This window comes from Labrenzia sp. 5N (assembly GCF_012395805.1).
Lineage (GTDB): Bacteria > Pseudomonadota > Alphaproteobacteria > Rhizobiales > Stappiaceae > Roseibium > Roseibium algicola.
Map to the genome: position 1 here is coordinate 1 of NZ_JAAZTM010000001.1, position 16847 is coordinate 16847.

Genomic DNA, 16847 nt, shown 5'->3' on the forward strand with positions numbered 1-16847 from the left:
TCACCCTGCTTCAAAATTGACAGGATCTGGCTTTCCGTAAATCTCGATTTCTTCATGTCGTTCTCCAAGCGTATAAAAGGCCGGAGAAGTCCAATTTTCAACCCAATGGTTTGCGGGGATGATTACCGCTCGACCATGTGCTCTGATCCCCGAAAACTGGATCGTTTTTGACTGGAGTTTTCCGCGCTAGGATCTCGGCTGGGAGAAGGAGCGGAAGCGATGAAGGCATCGAAGTTTTCGGGGATCAGAGCAATCAGAGCACGTGAACGCAGTGCCGGTAGCCATCACATTTGCACTGGCGATCGGTGGGGCACGGGCGGCGTTCATCAGGTTGGCCAGTTCGGCATTCAATTCTTGCGCCTCAAGCGGATAGCTGATCTGCGACCAATCGCCGGCTGCAGAAAACGCCGCAACTGGCATAAGCGCGATGAGAAGTAGCGCGAGAATGTTTCGGATCTGGGCGCGGAGGAGGTGCATACTTCTGGACAAAAGATTTAGGTCGTCGCGGGTAGTTCGGGCCAAGCTGCGCCTGCTTTGAACTTTTTGTACCAATACTCTCGGATGTAAGGGTCATAGAGACGATCGAATTCTCTGGTCAAAATCTCAAGCTTATCGCCGATTTCAAAACGATACTTGAAAAGTAAAGTTGCTAGGCGCCCTTGAATTTCCAGCAACTTATCAAAGTCCTCTTCTGATTCTGCAAAAGAATGACGTGTCGCAATATCATGTATCAGCTCAGCACATCTTTTCTCGTAGGCAGGCAGACATTGGCGAATGCCCGATGTAGCTCGGTCAAGAAGATCGATGTTTTCAGCTAATACCTGATCAATGATCCCAAATTCCATCAACTTACCTCAAAGGCTGGATGTGACCCACCTGGCCAGTTGTCGGAGTAGAAATCATCTCCATTGGTATGATAGATTTCTCTAACTCAGAGACAATCCGATGACACAAGCCAGTACTTTCCCCGAGGCACTTGATCCTCGTGCATCCAATTAATTCTCTCTGACCTTACCCCTGGCGAGTTTATGAAGTCCTGAACCGCAAGCCACGCCTGCTCAGGGGGCAAAAAAAAGCCCTCAAGTGTCAGCGAGTCTTCCACCGCTTCAACGTACGTGTCTAGTTTTTCAATATTTCCAAGTGAAATATAATTCTCTTCACTGCCGTCTGGTCTATTGTGGCGATGCCATAACCAGATCCCATATTGTGGATTGGCAACTATAGACAGATGGTAACATTCGCTATCCTGCAAATACCAGGTGACATCAGCATCTTCTGTCCATGCCTCTGGAAAGTTCTCCAAAAATAGTGGCTCGATCTGCTCATTTGTTGGCAACTCTGGGCCACGCATCCCAGGAAATGAGGCGTTTACATCCATCAAGACACTCCCTACTTCGAAATAAACCGACCACTATTAATTACAGCAGTACTACCGTCTTTGAAGGTCAGATTTAGATTTTCGATACCCATCCTCTGAGCCAGATCTGGTAGTGCCTTTGGGTCACGGCAGAAACTACATGAATATCGATCAACGAACATGTTGACAGTCGAAGGCATGCTTCCTCTGGATTTCTCATACGCCCGCATCAGGGAATGCGCTTCTCCATGCGTGAGATATTGCCCAGTGCCCTGACCATATTTTACGCCTAGAGTATCAGCCCACGATCTACCTAGTTCTTTATCCGTGTCCCTAACGAGCACTGACGAATTCACGCCAAACACGGGTTTCCCATCGAGATCAACGAACGCAACAGTTCCCTTTCTGTCCCCCTTAAGAGGGATACTATCTCCTAATTCAATCAGTCCACCTTTGTGCTTTCTGAATTCATCAATGGTCGCAAACGCAACGTCTGCGGTATACGGCGCCCTGTTTCCATTGATAAGTACGCGTTTTGCCCCCAAAGCAGTAACAATCGCCGCCGTTGTGACGGCGGCGACCAATTTCAGGTCTTTGACTTCCTGATTGGAAAGGCCTTGCTCTTTTGCAAAACGCTCAACCGTTCTGGCAACAGCCTCTGAAGAAAGCTCCCCTGCGTCTGCAAGTGGTTTAAGCGCCTCTTTGTACTCAGCGTATTTCTCCTCGCCGAGCGCAAGCCGCATGCTCACGTCGCGGATCAACGAAACCGACATGCCCAGAGACTGCGCCCCTGCGACCAACACTTCATCCGAGGCCATCTCGCGCAGCGTTTCTGCGGTTTTGGTAATCGAAGCAGGTAGTTCGGTGTCGCCTCTCTCACCAACCAGATAATCGCGTGCGTATTCCTCCAGCAAGCGGCTGAGCATCTGGACGCAAGCTTCGCGTTCCCGCGGTGTCAGTTCTGCAATTTCACGGCCGTTTTCATCGAACAGCACACAGCCGGTGGCAGCATGGGCCGAGGAGACAACGAGGTCCCAGAGGTTGAAGCCTCGGCGACCGGAACAGGTTACCAGCGCACGAAGATCGAGGTCGCCTTCGTCAATTGCCTTGGCGACGGTTTTTGCCGTGTCCAGTTCCGACGGAGTGAGCGCACCAGATGCGGCCAGTTCTTCTCCCAACGCCCGGAACGCTTCCCCGAGTGCCTTTCCGGTGACTTCGATGCCTTCGACAGCCTTCTCGAGAGATGTGTCGGAGAGATAGAGCTCGAACCCTTCTTCTTTCCGGGATGTGACAACCACGACGGCATCCGGATCGCGATTGATGTTTGCAAGCTGGGTTTCTGTTGTTGTTTTATCTTCCGCCGCTTCCCGGTCCGCTTCGGTGCGCAGGGCTTCGGCGCGGGCCGTGTCGCCTTCGGCTTCTGCCGCGTCGGCCTCGGCTTCCAGGTCGGCGGCCTTGATGCCGTCGCCGTCGCCGTCGCGCACGATGATCTCGCCCTCGCCAATGGTGGCGCGGGCAACGCCCTCGGTTTCGGAGTTGGAATAGGCCCCTTCCACCGTGATGCCCGGTTTGGACTTGCCTTCCGGATTGGAGCCGACGCTGACGCCGACCGAACCGGAAACCTGCCGGCCCTTGCGGTGAAGGTCGATATCCGCCGTTTCCAGACGCTCGGTTTCAAGGGTCAGGTCGCCGGAGCGCGAGGCGATCACCCCGCCGGTGATGGAGGTCGTTTCGCCGACATCGGCATTGAGCGCGTTGTCTGTGACGATGCCGGAGGGGGCGTTCACCCAGGCCGAGCTGTTGGAGCCCTTGGCCCCGTTGACGCTGGCAGAGGCGCCGAAGGTGGGCCCGGCACCGTCTGCCCCCAGCCCGATGCCAACGGAAACCCCGGCGCTGTAGCCGCTGCTCTGGTTGGAGCCTTCGGCCGTGTCCAGCCGGCTTTCGATGGTGAGGTTGCGGCCGATGTCGAGATCGGCACTGTCGGCTTCGATCCGCGCGCCCTTCAGGGCAAGGTCCCGGCCGGTTGCGACCGACACATTGCCGCCCGCCGTCACATCCGTGTTGGTGTGATAGGTCTGCGACTGGCTGTAGGAACTTTGCTGGCCGGAGACATCCAGCCCCAGGCTGAGGCTGGCGCCGGGGGCTCCATTCTTGCCACTGGCGCCGACACCAAGCGTCAGCCCGATGCCCGCGGACATGCTGGAGCTTTCGCCCTCATAGGCGAGATGGTTTTGCGCCGATTCCAGGATGACATCCCGTCCCGCCGCCATGGCAATGTCGTTGCCGGCGTCGATCCGGGCGCCCTTGGCGGTGATGTCGCGTCCCGCCTCCAGGGACATGTCGTTGCCCGCCGACAGCGTGGCGGTGCGGGCGATGGCGCTAACCTCCGACGAGCTGCTTTCCTCGCGGGAGATGCCGATGCCGATGCGCACCCCGGCAATGGTGCCGCCCTGGCGGATGGCGTTGAGCTGGTTGAGCGCGTCGACCGCCTTCAGCCCGGCGGAGACCGCGGAAAGCGCCTGATAGCCGAGATTGCCCTTGCCCGAGGCTGCCATGCGCGGGGCATCCGCCAGCGACTTCACCGGTCCGGAAATGTTTTCGAAGGCGCCGACCGACAGCGCGAAGGTGTCGATCTTGTGGCTTTCCGAATGGGCATAAAGATCGTGGACGCTGTCCAGGACGATGTCGCGCCCGGCGGTTATGCCAAGGTCTTCGTCTGCGGCGACGGAGGCAGCTTCGGAAACCACATCGCGCCCGGCATCAATGGAAACGTTCCGGCCGGACACCGCCGAGGTGACCTGGGTCAACGAGCTGGTGTCGGAGGTATGCCGTTCGGACTTGTAGCCGGCGACCACGCCCATGTTGCCGGTTTCGGCAAAGAAGCCGCTTTTCTTGTCGACCCGGCTGTCTTCGGAGGTGTTCTGGGCAGCTTCCAGGCGCACATCGCGCCCGGCCGAAATGGCAACGTCGCTTTCGGAGGATACGGCAGAGCCCTTGACCACGACATCCCCTGCACCGGCCGTGATCTCCAGATCGCCGAGCGCGGTCACCATGGAGCCCACCTGCGTGGTGCTGCTGCTGTCGCGTTTCCTGGAACTTGAGGTCAGGAAGCCGCTTTTGTTGCGCGCGGACCGGTCTTCCCGGCTTTCCTCCGCCGTGCCGATGGTGACGTTTTCACCGGCTGTCAGGCTGGCCGTTCCGTCGCTGGCAATCAGCGAGCCTTCCACGGCGATGTTGCGCCCTGCCTTGAGGTCAGCCGCTTCTGCCGCCTGGATGGTGGAACCGGACACACGGGTCTGGCTTTCGCGCACATCGTAACGGTTGCTGCCTGCCTGGCCACTGGCTTCGAAATGGCTGTCGAGCTCGATGGCGGTCACCACCAGGTCCCGGCCGGCGTCGATTTCCAGGCTGCCGCCGCTGGCAAGATCGGCCCCGGTGATGCGGGTGTCGTTATCGCTGCGGATGGTCAGCGAGTCTTCCGCCGTCACTGTGCCGCGCTCATAGGCCCAGGTGCCGATGGCCGTGGTGCCGTTGCCGGTCGCCCGGGTTGCGGTTTCGATCGAGACAGTCTCGCCGGACAGGGTCACATCCCTGCCGCTGATCGTGCCGGACCTGTTGAGCAGGGTGCCGGCGGCGCTGGCGACCAGGGTTTCGTCGGCCTTGATCGTGCCGCGAACGTTCCTGATTGCCGCTGCCTCTAGCGTCGTGTTGCGCCCGGCGATCACCGCGCCGGTCTTGTTGAGGCCTGTTGTCAAGGCAAGGTAGAGACGGGGCGCGATCACCTCGACGCCATCCACCACCGCGCGTTCGTACCAGACGATGTCGCTGGTCAGGAGCGCGATCTGCTCCTCGCTCAAGGACACGCCGAACGCCAGGTCCAGCGCCTCGGCTTGTGCGCCCGCGTTGTCGATCAGCGTCTTCATCTGCAGGGCATCGGAGGTCTGGTCAGCGGACAGCCAGCGACGGCCCGTCGCCCTGCGCACTTGCTCTGCCACATACTGGCTTTCGAAATAGGCATCGCCGAGCGAGCGGATGTGCTTGTCGATGTCGGGAATGCCGACCGTATCCAGGAAATACTGGGATCCGAAGAATGCGCCGATGTCGACGAATGCGAAGCGGGTTTCGTAAAGGAACGGGCTGCTTTCCGGAGCCCGGCTGAAAAGCTGGCCGTTGAACTTGTAGGACGCGGGGTCGAAGGCCGGGGCCTGGGAGCTTGCGTTGAGCTGAACGATGGACGTGTCCTGCGTGGACTTCTGCAGGTCCTCCGGGGTGGAAGGCTCGCCGGCTTTGTTGGTGAGCGTGCCTGTCAGGTTGCCGATCAGCGATCCGCCGGCGTGGATGGTCGCGGGAACGGCGTCGATCGTTTCGGCGCTCAGCGTCTTGCTTTGCACCCCGTTGTCCAGAAACTTGTGCGAGGGGGCAAAGCCCAGCGTGCGGGTTTCGTAGCTCGACCAGCTCTGGTGGATGGTGATGACCCGTGTCAGGGTCTTGCCGCCGTTGACGATGCTGGTGCCGTCGATGCGCATGTCGCCGGAGGCGACGATGTCGCTGTATTCGTTTTCCAGCGTACCGACATCCAGCACCATGTTGCCGTTCTGTGCCGCGATGCGCGCGACCGGGTCGACCAGTTCAAAGGTGTCTTCGGTGACGTAGATGGTCACCACATCGCCCGAACCTGCTGCGCCGTCCTCGTCGGGGGCGAGCATCAGCCAGTCGTCATAGGTGCCGTTGTCCGGATCGAACTCGGGAATGGATGTCGGTGCGTATTCCTTCCACCAGTTCTGGTCCCAGTCCGCTGCCGTGGCATTTTTGGCCTTGAGGATCTCAGAGATCTTTTCCGGGTGCGGCACGAACACATAGCCGCCGGGCCCGCCGCCAGTGTCCCAGAACTGGTCCCAGTCGCCGATGCCGCCGGCCGCCCAGTATTTGGAGAAGCCGCCCTTCAGCCAGTCGGGAGGATAGGCCCCGGCGACGACTTCATTGGCATATGCGGTCGTCTTGGTGTCGAAAGTGGCACCGGTGATGTTCTTCAGGCTTTCAGCCCGGATCGTCAGCGTTCCGGACCGTGCCTCGATGATCCCGCCCTTGCGGTTGATGATGCTGGCCGCCTTGGTGCCCGCCGTGCGGCCTTCCAGCGTCAGGCCGTTTTCGGCAACAAGAACGCCGCCATGGTTGTCCAGGTTGACTGAGCGGATGGTCAGGCCGTTGCCGGCGTGAACGCCGCCCCGGTTGGTGAAGCTGTCCAGCCCATCTAACAGGGCAGCATCATTGGCAACGATGTAAGCGCCGGAGGCGACGCTGGTGGTTCCACCGTTGACCGTCAGCCCGCCGGTCGCTTCCAGTTTGCCGGTCACCGACAGCGTGCCGCCGATGGTCAGCTGACCGGTTCCGTTCACGCGCAGCAGCCCGGCAACGGTCAGATCGTTGACGCTGAGGTCCAGCGTGTTGGTGGCGGTCAACCCCGGGGCGGCAGCGGCAAGCGTTGCCGTGCCGGTGATGCTGCCGGAGATATCCCGCGCCGCGACCGTCGCCCCGGAGCCGCTGAGGGAAAGCCCGCCAAGATCAAGCGCCAGCGAACCGACCTCCAGCGCGCCGAGCTGGTTCCAGGTGCCGGCGGTGATCCGTGTCAGGTCGCCGGACTGGAGGCGGGACCCGGCGGCCACGTTGAGCGAACCGGATGCGGTGAGCGTCAACGTGCCGGCGTCCGTTATCGCGGCGCCTTCGCCGGTGACGCCGGCAAAAACCTTTCCGCCGGAAATGTCGATCACCGGCGCGGTCAGCGCGACATGGTCGCGCGCGTTGACTTCGCCCGCCGTTGCCACGGTCAAACGGCCGGCCGCAGAAAGGGCAAGGTTTCCGCCGGAATAAAGCACCGATCCGGAGGAGACCGTGACGTCGCCAAGGCTGGAGGCGACATCGATTGCACTGGCGATCGACGCGCTGCCGAGAACCACGTCGTTTGATGCCTGCACTGTGTAGGTGTCGGCGGCAACGGTTCCGGATTGCTGAAGCGCGCCGACGTTGAAGGTGATGGCCTCGCCCGCCTGAAGGTGGCTGGCGGCGGAAAAATCGGCCAGGCCCGTCGTTGCCACCTTGATGGAGCCGACCCCTGCTGCCAGCGTGCCGCCGGGCGCCATGCCCGCCAGAAGCTGCGCCTCGTCAAAATCGATGCCTGCTGCTTCCAATTCCACCTGGTTGCCGGCACCAAGGGTTGCCTCCTTGGCAATCTTGATATCTCCACCGGCCTTCAGGATCAGCGTTTCCTGGCCGTAGACGGACGCATTTTGCTGAATTTCGACCGAGCCGTTGACGGACTGGGCACGCAGGGTCTTGCGGGCAGACACCGTGCCGCCAAGCACCAGCTTGCCATCGGCGGTTATCTGAAAATCGCCGGTGGCGGCCGTCGCGCTTTCTGGAGCACGCACACCGACGCCGCTTTCCGTGCCGATCAGCTTGATGCGGCCGGCATACATGCCACCAAGCGCGGAGGAATCGATGGCAAATTCCGGCTTGTCCGCCGCCGACCCGGCCTTGGCCGCAACCGAGCGGTTGGCATAGTCGTAGTCGTTTCGACCGGCAAAGACGCCGAGGTTCTCGCCGGCGTGGATCTTGCCGTTGATTTCGACCGCGCGCGAGACGATGTCGAAATAATCGACGCTTTCCGCCGCGACGCCATCCGCACCGATGGTGACGGTGCCGCGGTCGACAGAGAAGCCCTTCAGCGTTCCCGCATCGACCTGCGGCACGCCGGTCGTCAGCGTTGCCCGCGGAATGTTGATGAAGCCGCAGCCGTTACAGGTGATGCCGTTGGGGTTGGCGAGGATATAGTTCGCCTGCCCGCCGTGCAGCTCCGTCGCGCCCTGCAACAGAGACCGGTTGGACGAGGTGACTTCGTTCAGGATCACCGTTGCCGGGCCGGAGCCTTGAAGGTTGGGGTTGCCAACAATGTAGCCGCCCAGGTTGCTTTGGCCGACACCCTTGGAATTGTTGAGGATCAGGCCGTTCTTGCCGACATTGAAATCGGTGAACTTGTTATGGGACAGGCCTTGCGCATTTGGGGTGACGATGTTTTGGACCGGCACTCCGTTTGGCGCCGCGATGATCTCCGGCCGGTTGCCGGGCGCAGCAGCGCCATCCGGTGTCAGCCCGCCGGCAAAGGCTGGCAGGGAGGTCTGGACCAGGAAGACGGTACAGAAGAAACCATTTAAAACGGACTTGATCATAAGCCGATCCGCCTAAAACGTTTGAGAAATGCCCAGCCGGAAACGCAAAAAGCCGTTTTCCGCCGGATCCAGAAATGTCGGATGGGCCAGAGCCCGCTCATAAGCCACTTCGCCGGTCACGATGCCGCCGCTCAGCCGCAGGCCGATCGCACCGCCCATCAGCTCTCCGCCTTCCAGCGGATCGTCGGCATCTTCCAGAACACTGCCGGCATCCAGACCGGCAAACACCTGCGGCAGACCGAATAGCCGTTTCAGGTTGTCCGGAGCTTTGCTGGCGAATGCGGGCGTGAAGCCAAGCTCAAGCTGGCTGTAGCCACCGGCATCACCCGACAGGCTGACATCGCGGAACCCGCGAACGGACAACGGCCCGCCGATGGTTACCCTTTCGGAGGCAAACAGCGTGTCGGGCGAAAAAGCGCCATAGGTGCTGGCCTGAAAGGAAAGCTGGCCGACCGGGTTCTGCCAGACCCGCTGGTAGAACCCCGACAGCGTCACCTGGCTGAACTGGGCCGCCGGCGTGCCATCCAGCTGGCGACTGTCCTTCTGGGCGGCAAAGCCCTCCAGCCCCTGCTTGAAGGCGATACTGGCCTGTCCGAACCCACCGGCAATCCGGCCGCTGATCTTCGTGGAGGCTTCCAGAACGGCCAACCGCTGGCTAGAGGCATCGATGAAGATCTCTTCGATGAAGTTGTTGGCTTCCTTCAGCGAGAACGCGCCGCCGGCACGCCAGACAAAGCGTCCGTTCCGGTGCAGCACCCGGTCCAACTCCACGCGGCCTTCCCAGCTGGTGCCATCATAGGAATAGTCGCCCGAGGGGCTTTCCAGGCGGGACAGATAGTCCAGATAGGACCCGCTGATGTTGACGGCCCAATACCGCCAGGGCACGGACAGATAGGCGTTGATCGAGCGCGAGTAGATACGCTCGTCCAGCCTGTCGAGCGAACTGCGGGCAGAGATCGTCAACAGCTCGTTCAAACCGAGCACGTCCTCAAAGCCGGCGATGCCGTTCCACTGATGACGGCCGGTGCTTGTGGCTCCGCCATTGTCCAGCGATGCGGACAGTTGCACCGCGTAGGCATCTTTCACCTCGATGGTGACGATGCTCTGGCCAACGCCCGCGCCCGGCTCGATGCGGATGACGGCTTCCTTCGATCCCAGCCGGTTGATCTGCTCCAGCCCCTGCTCGAAATCGCGGATATTCATGATCCGGCCGGATCGCTCGCCGAAAAGCTGCCTTGCCCCTCGCCGTGCCTTGCCGTTTTCCTGAAGGCGAACCTCGGACACCGAGCCCTCGACGATGAGGACACGCAATTCTCCGGAACCGAGATCCTGCGGCACCAGATAGGCGCGCGAGGTGACGAAGCCCTTCTCGACGTAATAATTGGTCGCCGTTCTGAGCACGTTCTGGATGTCGGTCAGCGTCAGGCAGGCGCCCTGACGGTTGCCGACCAGCAACTCCAGTTGGTTTGCCGGAACGCGCTTTGCGCCTTCGAACCGGATCCTGTCGACGTCAACACATGGTCCCTCGCCGCCGGTTGCCTGCGGCAGCAGATCCGGCGAACGCTGGGATGGTTCCGTCGTTCCGCCCAGAAAACGGTCACGCTCCAACCGGCGCTGCTGTTCCTCGCGCTCGATGATCTGCTGCTGCTGGCGTAGCACGTCCTCGATCCCCGCAGGCGTTTGAGCCGCCCCGGGCAGTGCAAACAGCAGTGCCCCTGCAAGCGGAGCCAGGAAACGTGCAAGTGCTCGCATGGTGTCAGTCGGTCGTCTTGCCCGCGGAAAGGTCCTTCAACCGGGCCAATGCGGCAGCGGAGCCCTGCAGCGAAAACTCGATGCGGACCTGCTTGTCGTTGGTGGCGGTGACACCGACTGCGGTGAGCCGATTGCCCGTCCGGAGTTTTTCAAGGGCCGTTTCATCCAGCGGCACCGGCACCACGCAGCCTGAGGGAAGGCAGGTCAGGAACTGCGCCTTCGGCAACTCAACGTCATCCACCGCAAGTGTGAGCCCTTGCGAGAAGGCCAGGCCAAAGGGCGCCAGAACCGTCAGCACCGGCCCCTCCCCGGCCCGTTCCTCGACCAACAAGGCGGACAGACGCTGCCCGGTCTTTTGCTGCACCAGCTCCTGCGTCATCCGGCAGGTGCGTGTTTCGGCCTCCACGCACGTCACCGTCCAAGCCTTGAACCGTTCAGTGAGGGTCTTCTGGTCCGGCTGTTCCGATTGGGCGGAGGCTTGCGTGCACACAGCCAGCAGACCTGCTGCCACCAGCACCGGTTTCCAGAACTCTCGGCGCGGTTCAGGTCTCAAGGACCTCGCATTGCGACGACCTGAGACGAAATTCGACGGTACGAAAAATTGGAAAAACATTGTCTGTGCCTGGAGTATCTGTTTTTTGACGGACAGCACGCAGGGCGTGCAGAGGCGTTCTGCCGGGAGAGCCGGCAGGCCAATGATCAGGATCGTAAAAAGGCAGCTATCGTCGCCGGATCTTCAAATTCAGAACCGGCAAGTTGTTCAAAAAACAGCGAAACTGTTGCGCATTGTCTTTTCCCGCATTGTCTTTTTTGTTAATGCTGCCCTAAGGGTTTAAGCCACAGGTTGCAAGCAATTTTTGCGGGAAAATTGCCTCATATGGTTGAGGATTTTTGTTTAGCAATCGATTTAATTTCAGTTTTATTTCGCAAAACTCTCAATCAAAACGAGCACTTGCTAGTATCTTCCAGTCCGGCAAGCAAGTGGCGCGCAGCCTGATCAAACCACGCTTTTTATCGGGGACGAATGTAAAGGCCGGTCTCGAGAGACGACCCAAAACGGCAGCAGGTTGCAAAAACAGGTCTGAAACGCACAGCTAAAGCAAGGAAGGCAACGGGCATCGCAAGTGCCAATTCGGTTAGCCGAGACTGTGGCCTAGGGGAGAAAACGTCGACGCAGGCGTACCAATCGCTGCGGGCGAAAACAGGTCCGCATGCGTTGCAGATCGCGAGGCGTTCAAATTGGAAGGAAGAAAATGGTCGGAGTGAGAGGATTCGAACCTCCGACCCCCTCGTCCCGAACGAGGTGCGCTACCAGGCTGCGCTACACTCCGACACAGAATATGAGCTTAGAAAGCTAGGCTCATCGGGAACAGCTGGGCAATCCCTCGCTGCGTGGAGGGTCATTTAGCAAAGCTGGTCTGATCCCGCAAGCGATTTGCATTGCCGAATGTCACTTTTTTGAAACTGTGAACAACCTCGGCAAGGCAAGGGCGAATTACGCCGCTTTCCAGCAGACACGCCAAGTCCGGCTTGCCGTTCCGCCAACTTGTAGCGGATTGAAACGGCCTCCAATCGTCCCGGCGATGGCTTTGCAACGCACCTGGGGAAAACCGGTCCTTTCCCGTCAAAGTTTGCTCTTGTGGAGACTTGCGCAAAGGATCGAGGCTCGCTATACAGCGTCCCCACGGCCTTGGGGTGTAGCCAAGCGGTAAGGCAGCGGTTTTTGGTACCGCCATGCGAAGGTTCGAATCCTTCCACCCCAGCCAGTCTTTCTTCCCTTAAAAGACATCTTCTAGCCTTGCCCGTTTCGGGCCGTGCTGCCACGTGCCACGACCTCGTAGCCGAGATCGACCACCGGCTGTTCCGGCTCAATTCCGGCAAGGGCACCCGTCAGCATGCGAAAGGCATCGCGTCCCATGGCCAGGCGGAACGTACGAACGCTAGTGATCGGCGGATTGGCGGCGGCCATCATTTCCAGATCGTTGAAACCGCAGATACCCATCTGATCCGGAACACGGATGCCGCGCCGCTGGCACTCGAACAGGGCGCCAAGCGCAAGGTCATCGTTGTTGCACAGGATCGCATCTGTTTCCGGCGCCTTCGACAGAAGGTCGGCGACCAGTTCACAGCCAAGGGTGACGGTTGAAGGACGTGGTGTCGTCACGATCCGGCCCGCATCGAAGACACCTGCCTTTTCCGCCTCCCCGCGAAACCCGGCAAGGCGGCGCTGGCTGCGCGGGTCGAGCCGGGCAGCGATATAGCCCGGACGCCTGTATCCGGCAGCAAGAAGATGGCGAGTTGCCGCGGCAGAAGCCTCCACGTGGGAAAAGCCGACCATCATGTCATATGGCGCCGGCCCGCACTCCATGATCTGGACGATGCGGCAGTCTGCCCGCTCCAGCAGCCGGGCCGTGTCTTCCGACTGATCCAGACCGGACAGGACCAGGCCAGCGGGACGCTGGCTCAGGAAGGTTCGCACAAGGCTTTCTTCTTCAAGTGGGGAATAGCGGGAATTGCCGAGCTGGATCTGCCATTTCGACCCTTCAGCCGCTTCATAGATGCCTCGCATGACATCCGAAAAGACGTTGTTGGTTACTGACGGCACGATGACGCCGATGACGTTGGTCTTGCCCGCCGCAAGCGCGCTGGCCGCCGGATCCGGCACGTATCCGAGCCTGTCGACCACCTCCCGGATTTTGGTCAGTGTCTTGGCGGAGACCTTGTCAGGATCACGTAGCGCGCGCGACACAGTCATAGCGCTAACACCAGCTTCCCGGGCAACATCGGCGATCGTGATTTTCAAATTATTCAACCATTACAATTATTTATACCATTGCAAATCAACTCTTCGATAATATCCCAGAAAAAAGTGTTTGACAAATGTTAGCGCTATCATTTTCAATGCGCCCAACAACGAGATCATTCGGGGACGGAAATGCAGGGTGAATTGCCATCAGCCTCTGGCGAAACGGCCATCGTCGTGATGGGCGTTTGCGGCGCCGGCAAAAGCCTGCTGGCGAACCGCCTCGCGGACAGGCTCGGCGTCGGCATGGTTGAAGCTGACGACTTTCACAGCCCGGAAAACAAGCGCAAGATGGCGGCAGGAAAAGCGCTGACCGATGCCGACCGCATGCCCTGGCTGGACGCTGTGTCACTTGCCGCCAAGCTGCAGATCTACTGTGCCGGCGGTGCAGTGATCGCCTGCTCCAGCCTGAAGCGCGCCTATCGGGACCGTTTACGGGCTGCCCTGCCCTCGTGCATCTTTGTTCACCTGGCAGGAGAACGCGGCCTGATCGCCGAGCGCCTGGGTGGGCGCCAGGGACACTTCGTCGGTGAAACGCTGCTGGACAGCCAGCTGGCGACGCTCGAACCGCTGCAAGTCGGGGAAGCCGGCTTCAGCCTGGATATTTCAAGGCCTGTCGACGAACTTGTCGACAAAGCCATGAAAGAACTGCGGCCAGCAAGGCCGCCTCGTACCACCATCGCCTCTTGAGCGATGACGTTTCGACTAGGGAGGAAATCATGCTCAAACTCTTGACCAGAACCGCTCTTGCCGCCGTTGCGGCCGGTGCGCTTGCCACAACCGCCATGGCTGCGGACTATTCGTTCCGCTTCCAGTCTTCCGACCCGGCAGGCAACCCGAATTTCGTGCTTCAGCAGGGCTGGGCCGCAAGCGTAAAGGAAAAGACCGGCGGCAAGATCGAGGTCGAGTTGCTGCCTGTGGAGTCCATTGTGGCCCACAGCGAGACCCAGGATGCCATCGCATCCGGCATTCTTGACGGCCATATCACCGATACGTCCTACTTTGCCGGCAAGGATCCGGCTTTCGGTTTGATCGCCAACCCGGTTGGCGCCTGGGCGTCGCCGGACCAGATGTTTGCCTTCATGTATGATGGCGGCGGCAAGGACCTGATGAACGAGCTGGTAGAGCCTTACGGCCTGCATTTCATCGGCGCGACGACACCGGGCCTGGAGGCCTTCGTCTCCAAGGTTCCGCTGAACGGTGTTGACGACCTGAAGGGCCTGAAGATGCGTGCGCCTGAAGGCCTGGTGCAGCAGGTGTTTGCAGCGGCTGGCGCTGCTCCGGTCAACCTGCCCGGGTCCGAAGTCTTCACCGCGCTCGACAAAGGCGTGATCGACGCAGCCGACTACTCGGTCTTCTCCACCAACCAGGCCCAGGGCATGCACGACGTTGCCCCGAACCCGGTCTATCCGGGCTTCCACTCCATGCCGCTGGTGGAAATCTCCATGAACAAGGCCAAGTGGGATGCCCTGCCGGACGATCTCAAGACCGCCCTTGAAGAAAGCGTCAGGGATTTCGCCAACGCGCAGGTGGCAGCTCTCGCCGAGAGCGACCAGAAAGCCGTCGAGGAAGCCAAGGCCAGCGGCAAGGTGACCGTCACGGACTGGTCGCCGGAAGAACGCGCGAAGTTCCGCTCCATCGCCACCGGTGAATGGGCCAAGGTCGCCGAACGTTCGGACAATGCCCAGAAGGTCTATGACGTTCTGACCAGCTACCTGAAAGAAAACGGCCTGATGCAGTAAGCTGCCTCATTGTGGATACCTGGCGGGCGCCTTCGGGCGCCCGTTTTGTAAAAGAAGCTGGAGGAAACCTTGGTGGAACCGAACGAAACCCCGGAGCGGGAAAAGGATCCCGGCGCTATTGCCGAGGCCGGCATGCTCGGGCGCTGGATCGACAGGGGCGGCTTGCTGTTTGCCATCGGCATCGTTGCTTCGATGCTGATCCTCATCAACGAAGTGCTGTTGCGCTACGTCTTCAACGCCCCCACAATCTGGGCGCACGAGACCACCATCTTCCTGTGCGGCGCCGCCTTTCTCTATGGCGGGCTCTACTGCACCGCGCGCGACCGCCACATCAGGGTCGTGCTGATCTACGACACGTTGCCGCCACCTCTGCGGCGTGTCCTTGACGTCGTCATCTCGCTCATCTGCATGGTCGCCAGCACCTTTTTTGCCTACGCCAGCTGGCTGATGGTTCAAAAGGCGGCCTTTCGGCCCGATGGCAGCTTCCGTCTGGAACGCTCCGGCAGTGCCTGGGACCCTGTCTTCCCGGGCCTGATCAAGGTTTTCCTTCTGGTCGTCATGACGGTGATGGCCGTCCAGTTCCTCATTCTTGCCTATAACTATGCCAGGGGGCGCAAGTGACAGAGTTCTTCGGCTCTCTTCAAGGGCTCGGCATCGAGACCGGCACGCTGCTCATGTTCGCGATGCTGCTGGCCCTGCTGGTCTCCGGCATCCCGCTTGCCTTCGTCACCCTGCTGGTTGCGCTGATCTTCGCGCTCGGCTGGTTCGGCCCCATGGTCGTGCCGCTGATCACCAGCCGCGTCTACTCCTTCGTCGGTTCCTTCGTCTTCGTCTCCGTGCCGATGTTCGTTCTGATGGCGGCAATCCTCGACCGATCAGGCATCGCCAGAGATCTGTTCGACGCCATGAAGCTGCTGGGCGGACGCCTGCGCGGAGGGGTCGCTATCCAGACCATCGTCGTGGCAGTGATCCTGGCGGCCATGAGCGGCATCATCGGCGGCGAAGTCGTGCTGCTCGGCCTTGTTGCGCTGCCCCAGATGCTGCGCCTCGGCTACGACAAGCACCTGGCCATCGGCGTCGTGTGCGCAGGCGGTGCGCTCGGCACAATGGTACCGCCGTCCATCGTACTCATCATCTACGGCCTTACCGCCAACGTCTCGGTCGGCGATCTCTTCACCGCCGCCTTTCTGCCGGGTCTGATGCTGGCCGGTTTTTATGTCGCCTATGTCCTGATCCGGGCCTACCTCAATCCGGCCATCGCGCCGGTACAGGACGATGAACCTGTACCGATGGCGGAAAAACTCCGCCTCCTGAAGGGGCTGATCCTGCCGCTTACCGTCGTTGCCGGCGTGCTTGGCTCCATTTACGGCGGCATCGCGAGTGTCACCGAGGCATCGGCGGTCGGCGTTGCCGGGGTGCTGTTGTCGACGGTGGTTCGGGGGGAATTTACACTCGAGCTTCTGAAAGGCGCTGCCCTGCAGACGCTTCAGACCGTCGGCATGATCGTGTGGATCGGCATCGGTGCAAGTGCTCTGGTCGGAGTGTTCAACCTGATGGGCGGCATCAAGTTCGTCTCGGCGCTCATATCCGGCATCTCCGACAATCCGACCATCATCCTGCTGTTCATGATGCTGATCCTGTTCGTGCTCGGCATGTTCCTGGACTGGGTCGGGATCGCGCTGCTGACGATGCCGATCTTCGTGCCGATCATCAAGGATCTCGGCTACGATCCGGTCTGGTTTGGCGTTCTGTTCTGCATGAACATGCAGGTGTCGTTCCTGTCACCGCCGTTCGGGCCCGCCGCCTTCTACCTGAAGAGCGTGGCCCCACCGGGCATAACGCTGGCAACGATCTTCCGCTCGCTGCTGCCGTTCATCGCCCTGCAGATACTCGCCGTAGGTATCCTGCTGTTCTTCCCGGCCATCACCGGGCGGTAAGGCAAAAACAAAAAACCGCCCGTGGACATACGG

At 60.4% G+C, this 16847-nt stretch carries 10 protein-coding genes and 2 tRNA genes; 5 read left to right on the forward strand and 7 right to left on the reverse strand.

Annotated features, from left to right (window positions below; all coding sequences use genetic code 11):
* Window positions 1-494: 494 nt before the first annotated feature.
* The 6 genes from HEP89_RS00005 to HEP89_RS00030 form a co-directional block, all read right to left on the reverse strand.
* A complete protein-coding gene (locus HEP89_RS00005; protein ID WP_077290431.1) occupies window positions 495-845 on the reverse strand; it encodes a hypothetical protein in 351 nt (116 codons plus the stop codon).
* 86 nt (window positions 846-931) lie between these two features.
* Window positions 932-1378: a hypothetical protein gene (locus tag HEP89_RS00010; RefSeq protein ID WP_077290432.1), complete on the reverse strand. Its 447-nt coding sequence runs from the start codon at window positions 1376-1378 to the stop codon at window positions 932-934.
* Between the two features lie 11 nt (window positions 1379-1389).
* Window positions 1390-8580 carry a hemagglutinin repeat-containing protein gene (locus HEP89_RS00015; RefSeq protein WP_077290433.1) on the reverse strand — a complete coding sequence of 2397 codons (7191 nt, stop codon included), beginning with the start codon at window positions 8578-8580 and terminating at the stop codon, window positions 1390-1392.
* 12 nt (window positions 8581-8592) lie between these two features.
* On the reverse strand, window positions 8593-10332 hold the full coding sequence (locus HEP89_RS00020; protein WP_168691043.1) for a ShlB/FhaC/HecB family hemolysin secretion/activation protein: 1740 nt from the start codon (window positions 10330-10332) through the stop codon (window positions 8593-8595).
* Between the two features lie 4 nt (window positions 10333-10336).
* Window positions 10337-10885: an invasion associated locus B family protein gene (locus tag HEP89_RS00025; protein WP_168691044.1), complete on the reverse strand. Its 549-nt coding sequence runs from the start codon at window positions 10883-10885 to the stop codon at window positions 10337-10339.
* Window positions 10886-11586: 701 nt separating this feature from the next.
* Window positions 11587-11663: transfer RNA gene (locus HEP89_RS00030), tRNA-Pro, on the reverse strand.
* A gap of 360 nt (window positions 11664-12023) precedes the next feature.
* Between HEP89_RS00030 and HEP89_RS00035 the strand changes: the two genes are divergently transcribed.
* Window positions 12024-12098 (forward strand) — tRNA-Gln (locus HEP89_RS00035).
* 26 nt (window positions 12099-12124) lie between these two features.
* On the opposite strand, the gene HEP89_RS00040 is transcribed toward HEP89_RS00035, so the two are convergent.
* Window positions 12125-13135: a LacI family DNA-binding transcriptional regulator gene (locus tag HEP89_RS00040; RefSeq protein WP_353621962.1), complete on the reverse strand. Its 1011-nt coding sequence runs from the start codon at window positions 13133-13135 to the stop codon at window positions 12125-12127.
* Window positions 13136-13267: 132 nt separating this feature from the next.
* Between HEP89_RS00040 and HEP89_RS00045 the strand changes: the two genes are divergently transcribed.
* The 4 genes from HEP89_RS00045 to HEP89_RS00060 all read left to right on the forward strand — a co-directional run bounded on the left by HEP89_RS00045 (window position 13268) and on the right by HEP89_RS00060 (window position 16814).
* On the forward strand, window positions 13268-13825 hold the full coding sequence (locus HEP89_RS00045; RefSeq protein WP_023001566.1) for a gluconokinase: 558 nt from the start codon (window positions 13268-13270) through the stop codon (window positions 13823-13825).
* A gap of 29 nt (window positions 13826-13854) precedes the next feature.
* Window positions 13855-14877, forward strand: coding sequence for a TRAP transporter substrate-binding protein (locus tag HEP89_RS00050; RefSeq protein ID WP_055658597.1), 1023 nt, complete (start codon window positions 13855-13857; stop codon window positions 14875-14877).
* Between the two features lie 72 nt (window positions 14878-14949).
* Window positions 14950-15498: a TRAP transporter small permease gene (locus HEP89_RS00055; RefSeq protein WP_031269566.1), complete on the forward strand. Its 549-nt coding sequence runs from the start codon at window positions 14950-14952 to the stop codon at window positions 15496-15498.
* A gap of 53 nt (window positions 15499-15551) precedes the next feature.
* A complete protein-coding gene (locus tag HEP89_RS00060; protein ID WP_168691099.1) occupies window positions 15552-16814 on the forward strand; it encodes a TRAP transporter large permease subunit in 1263 nt (420 codons plus the stop codon).
* Window positions 16815-16847: the final 33 nt, after the last annotated feature.

Coding starts and splice junctions, on each gene's coding strand:
- HEP89_RS00005 (WP_077290431.1), bottom strand. CDS start 845: ATGGAATTTGGGATCATTGATCAGGTATTAGCTGAAAACATCGATCTT.
- HEP89_RS00010 (WP_077290432.1), bottom strand. CDS start 1,378: ATGGATGTAAACGCCTCATTTCCTGGGATGCGTGGCCCAGAGTTGCCA.
- HEP89_RS00015 (WP_077290433.1), bottom strand. CDS start 8,580: ATGATCAAGTCCGTTTTAAATGGTTTCTTCTGTACCGTCTTCCTGGTC.
- HEP89_RS00020 (WP_168691043.1), bottom strand. CDS start 10,332: ATGCGAGCACTTGCACGTTTCCTGGCTCCGCTTGCAGGGGCACTGCTG.
- HEP89_RS00045 (WP_023001566.1), top strand. CDS start 13,268: ATGCAGGGTGAATTGCCATCAGCCTCTGGCGAAACGGCCATCGTCGTG.
- HEP89_RS00050 (WP_055658597.1), top strand. CDS start 13,855: ATGCTCAAACTCTTGACCAGAACCGCTCTTGCCGCCGTTGCGGCCGGT.
- HEP89_RS00060 (WP_168691099.1), top strand. CDS start 15,552: ATGTTCGCGATGCTGCTGGCCCTGCTGGTCTCCGGCATCCCGCTTGCC.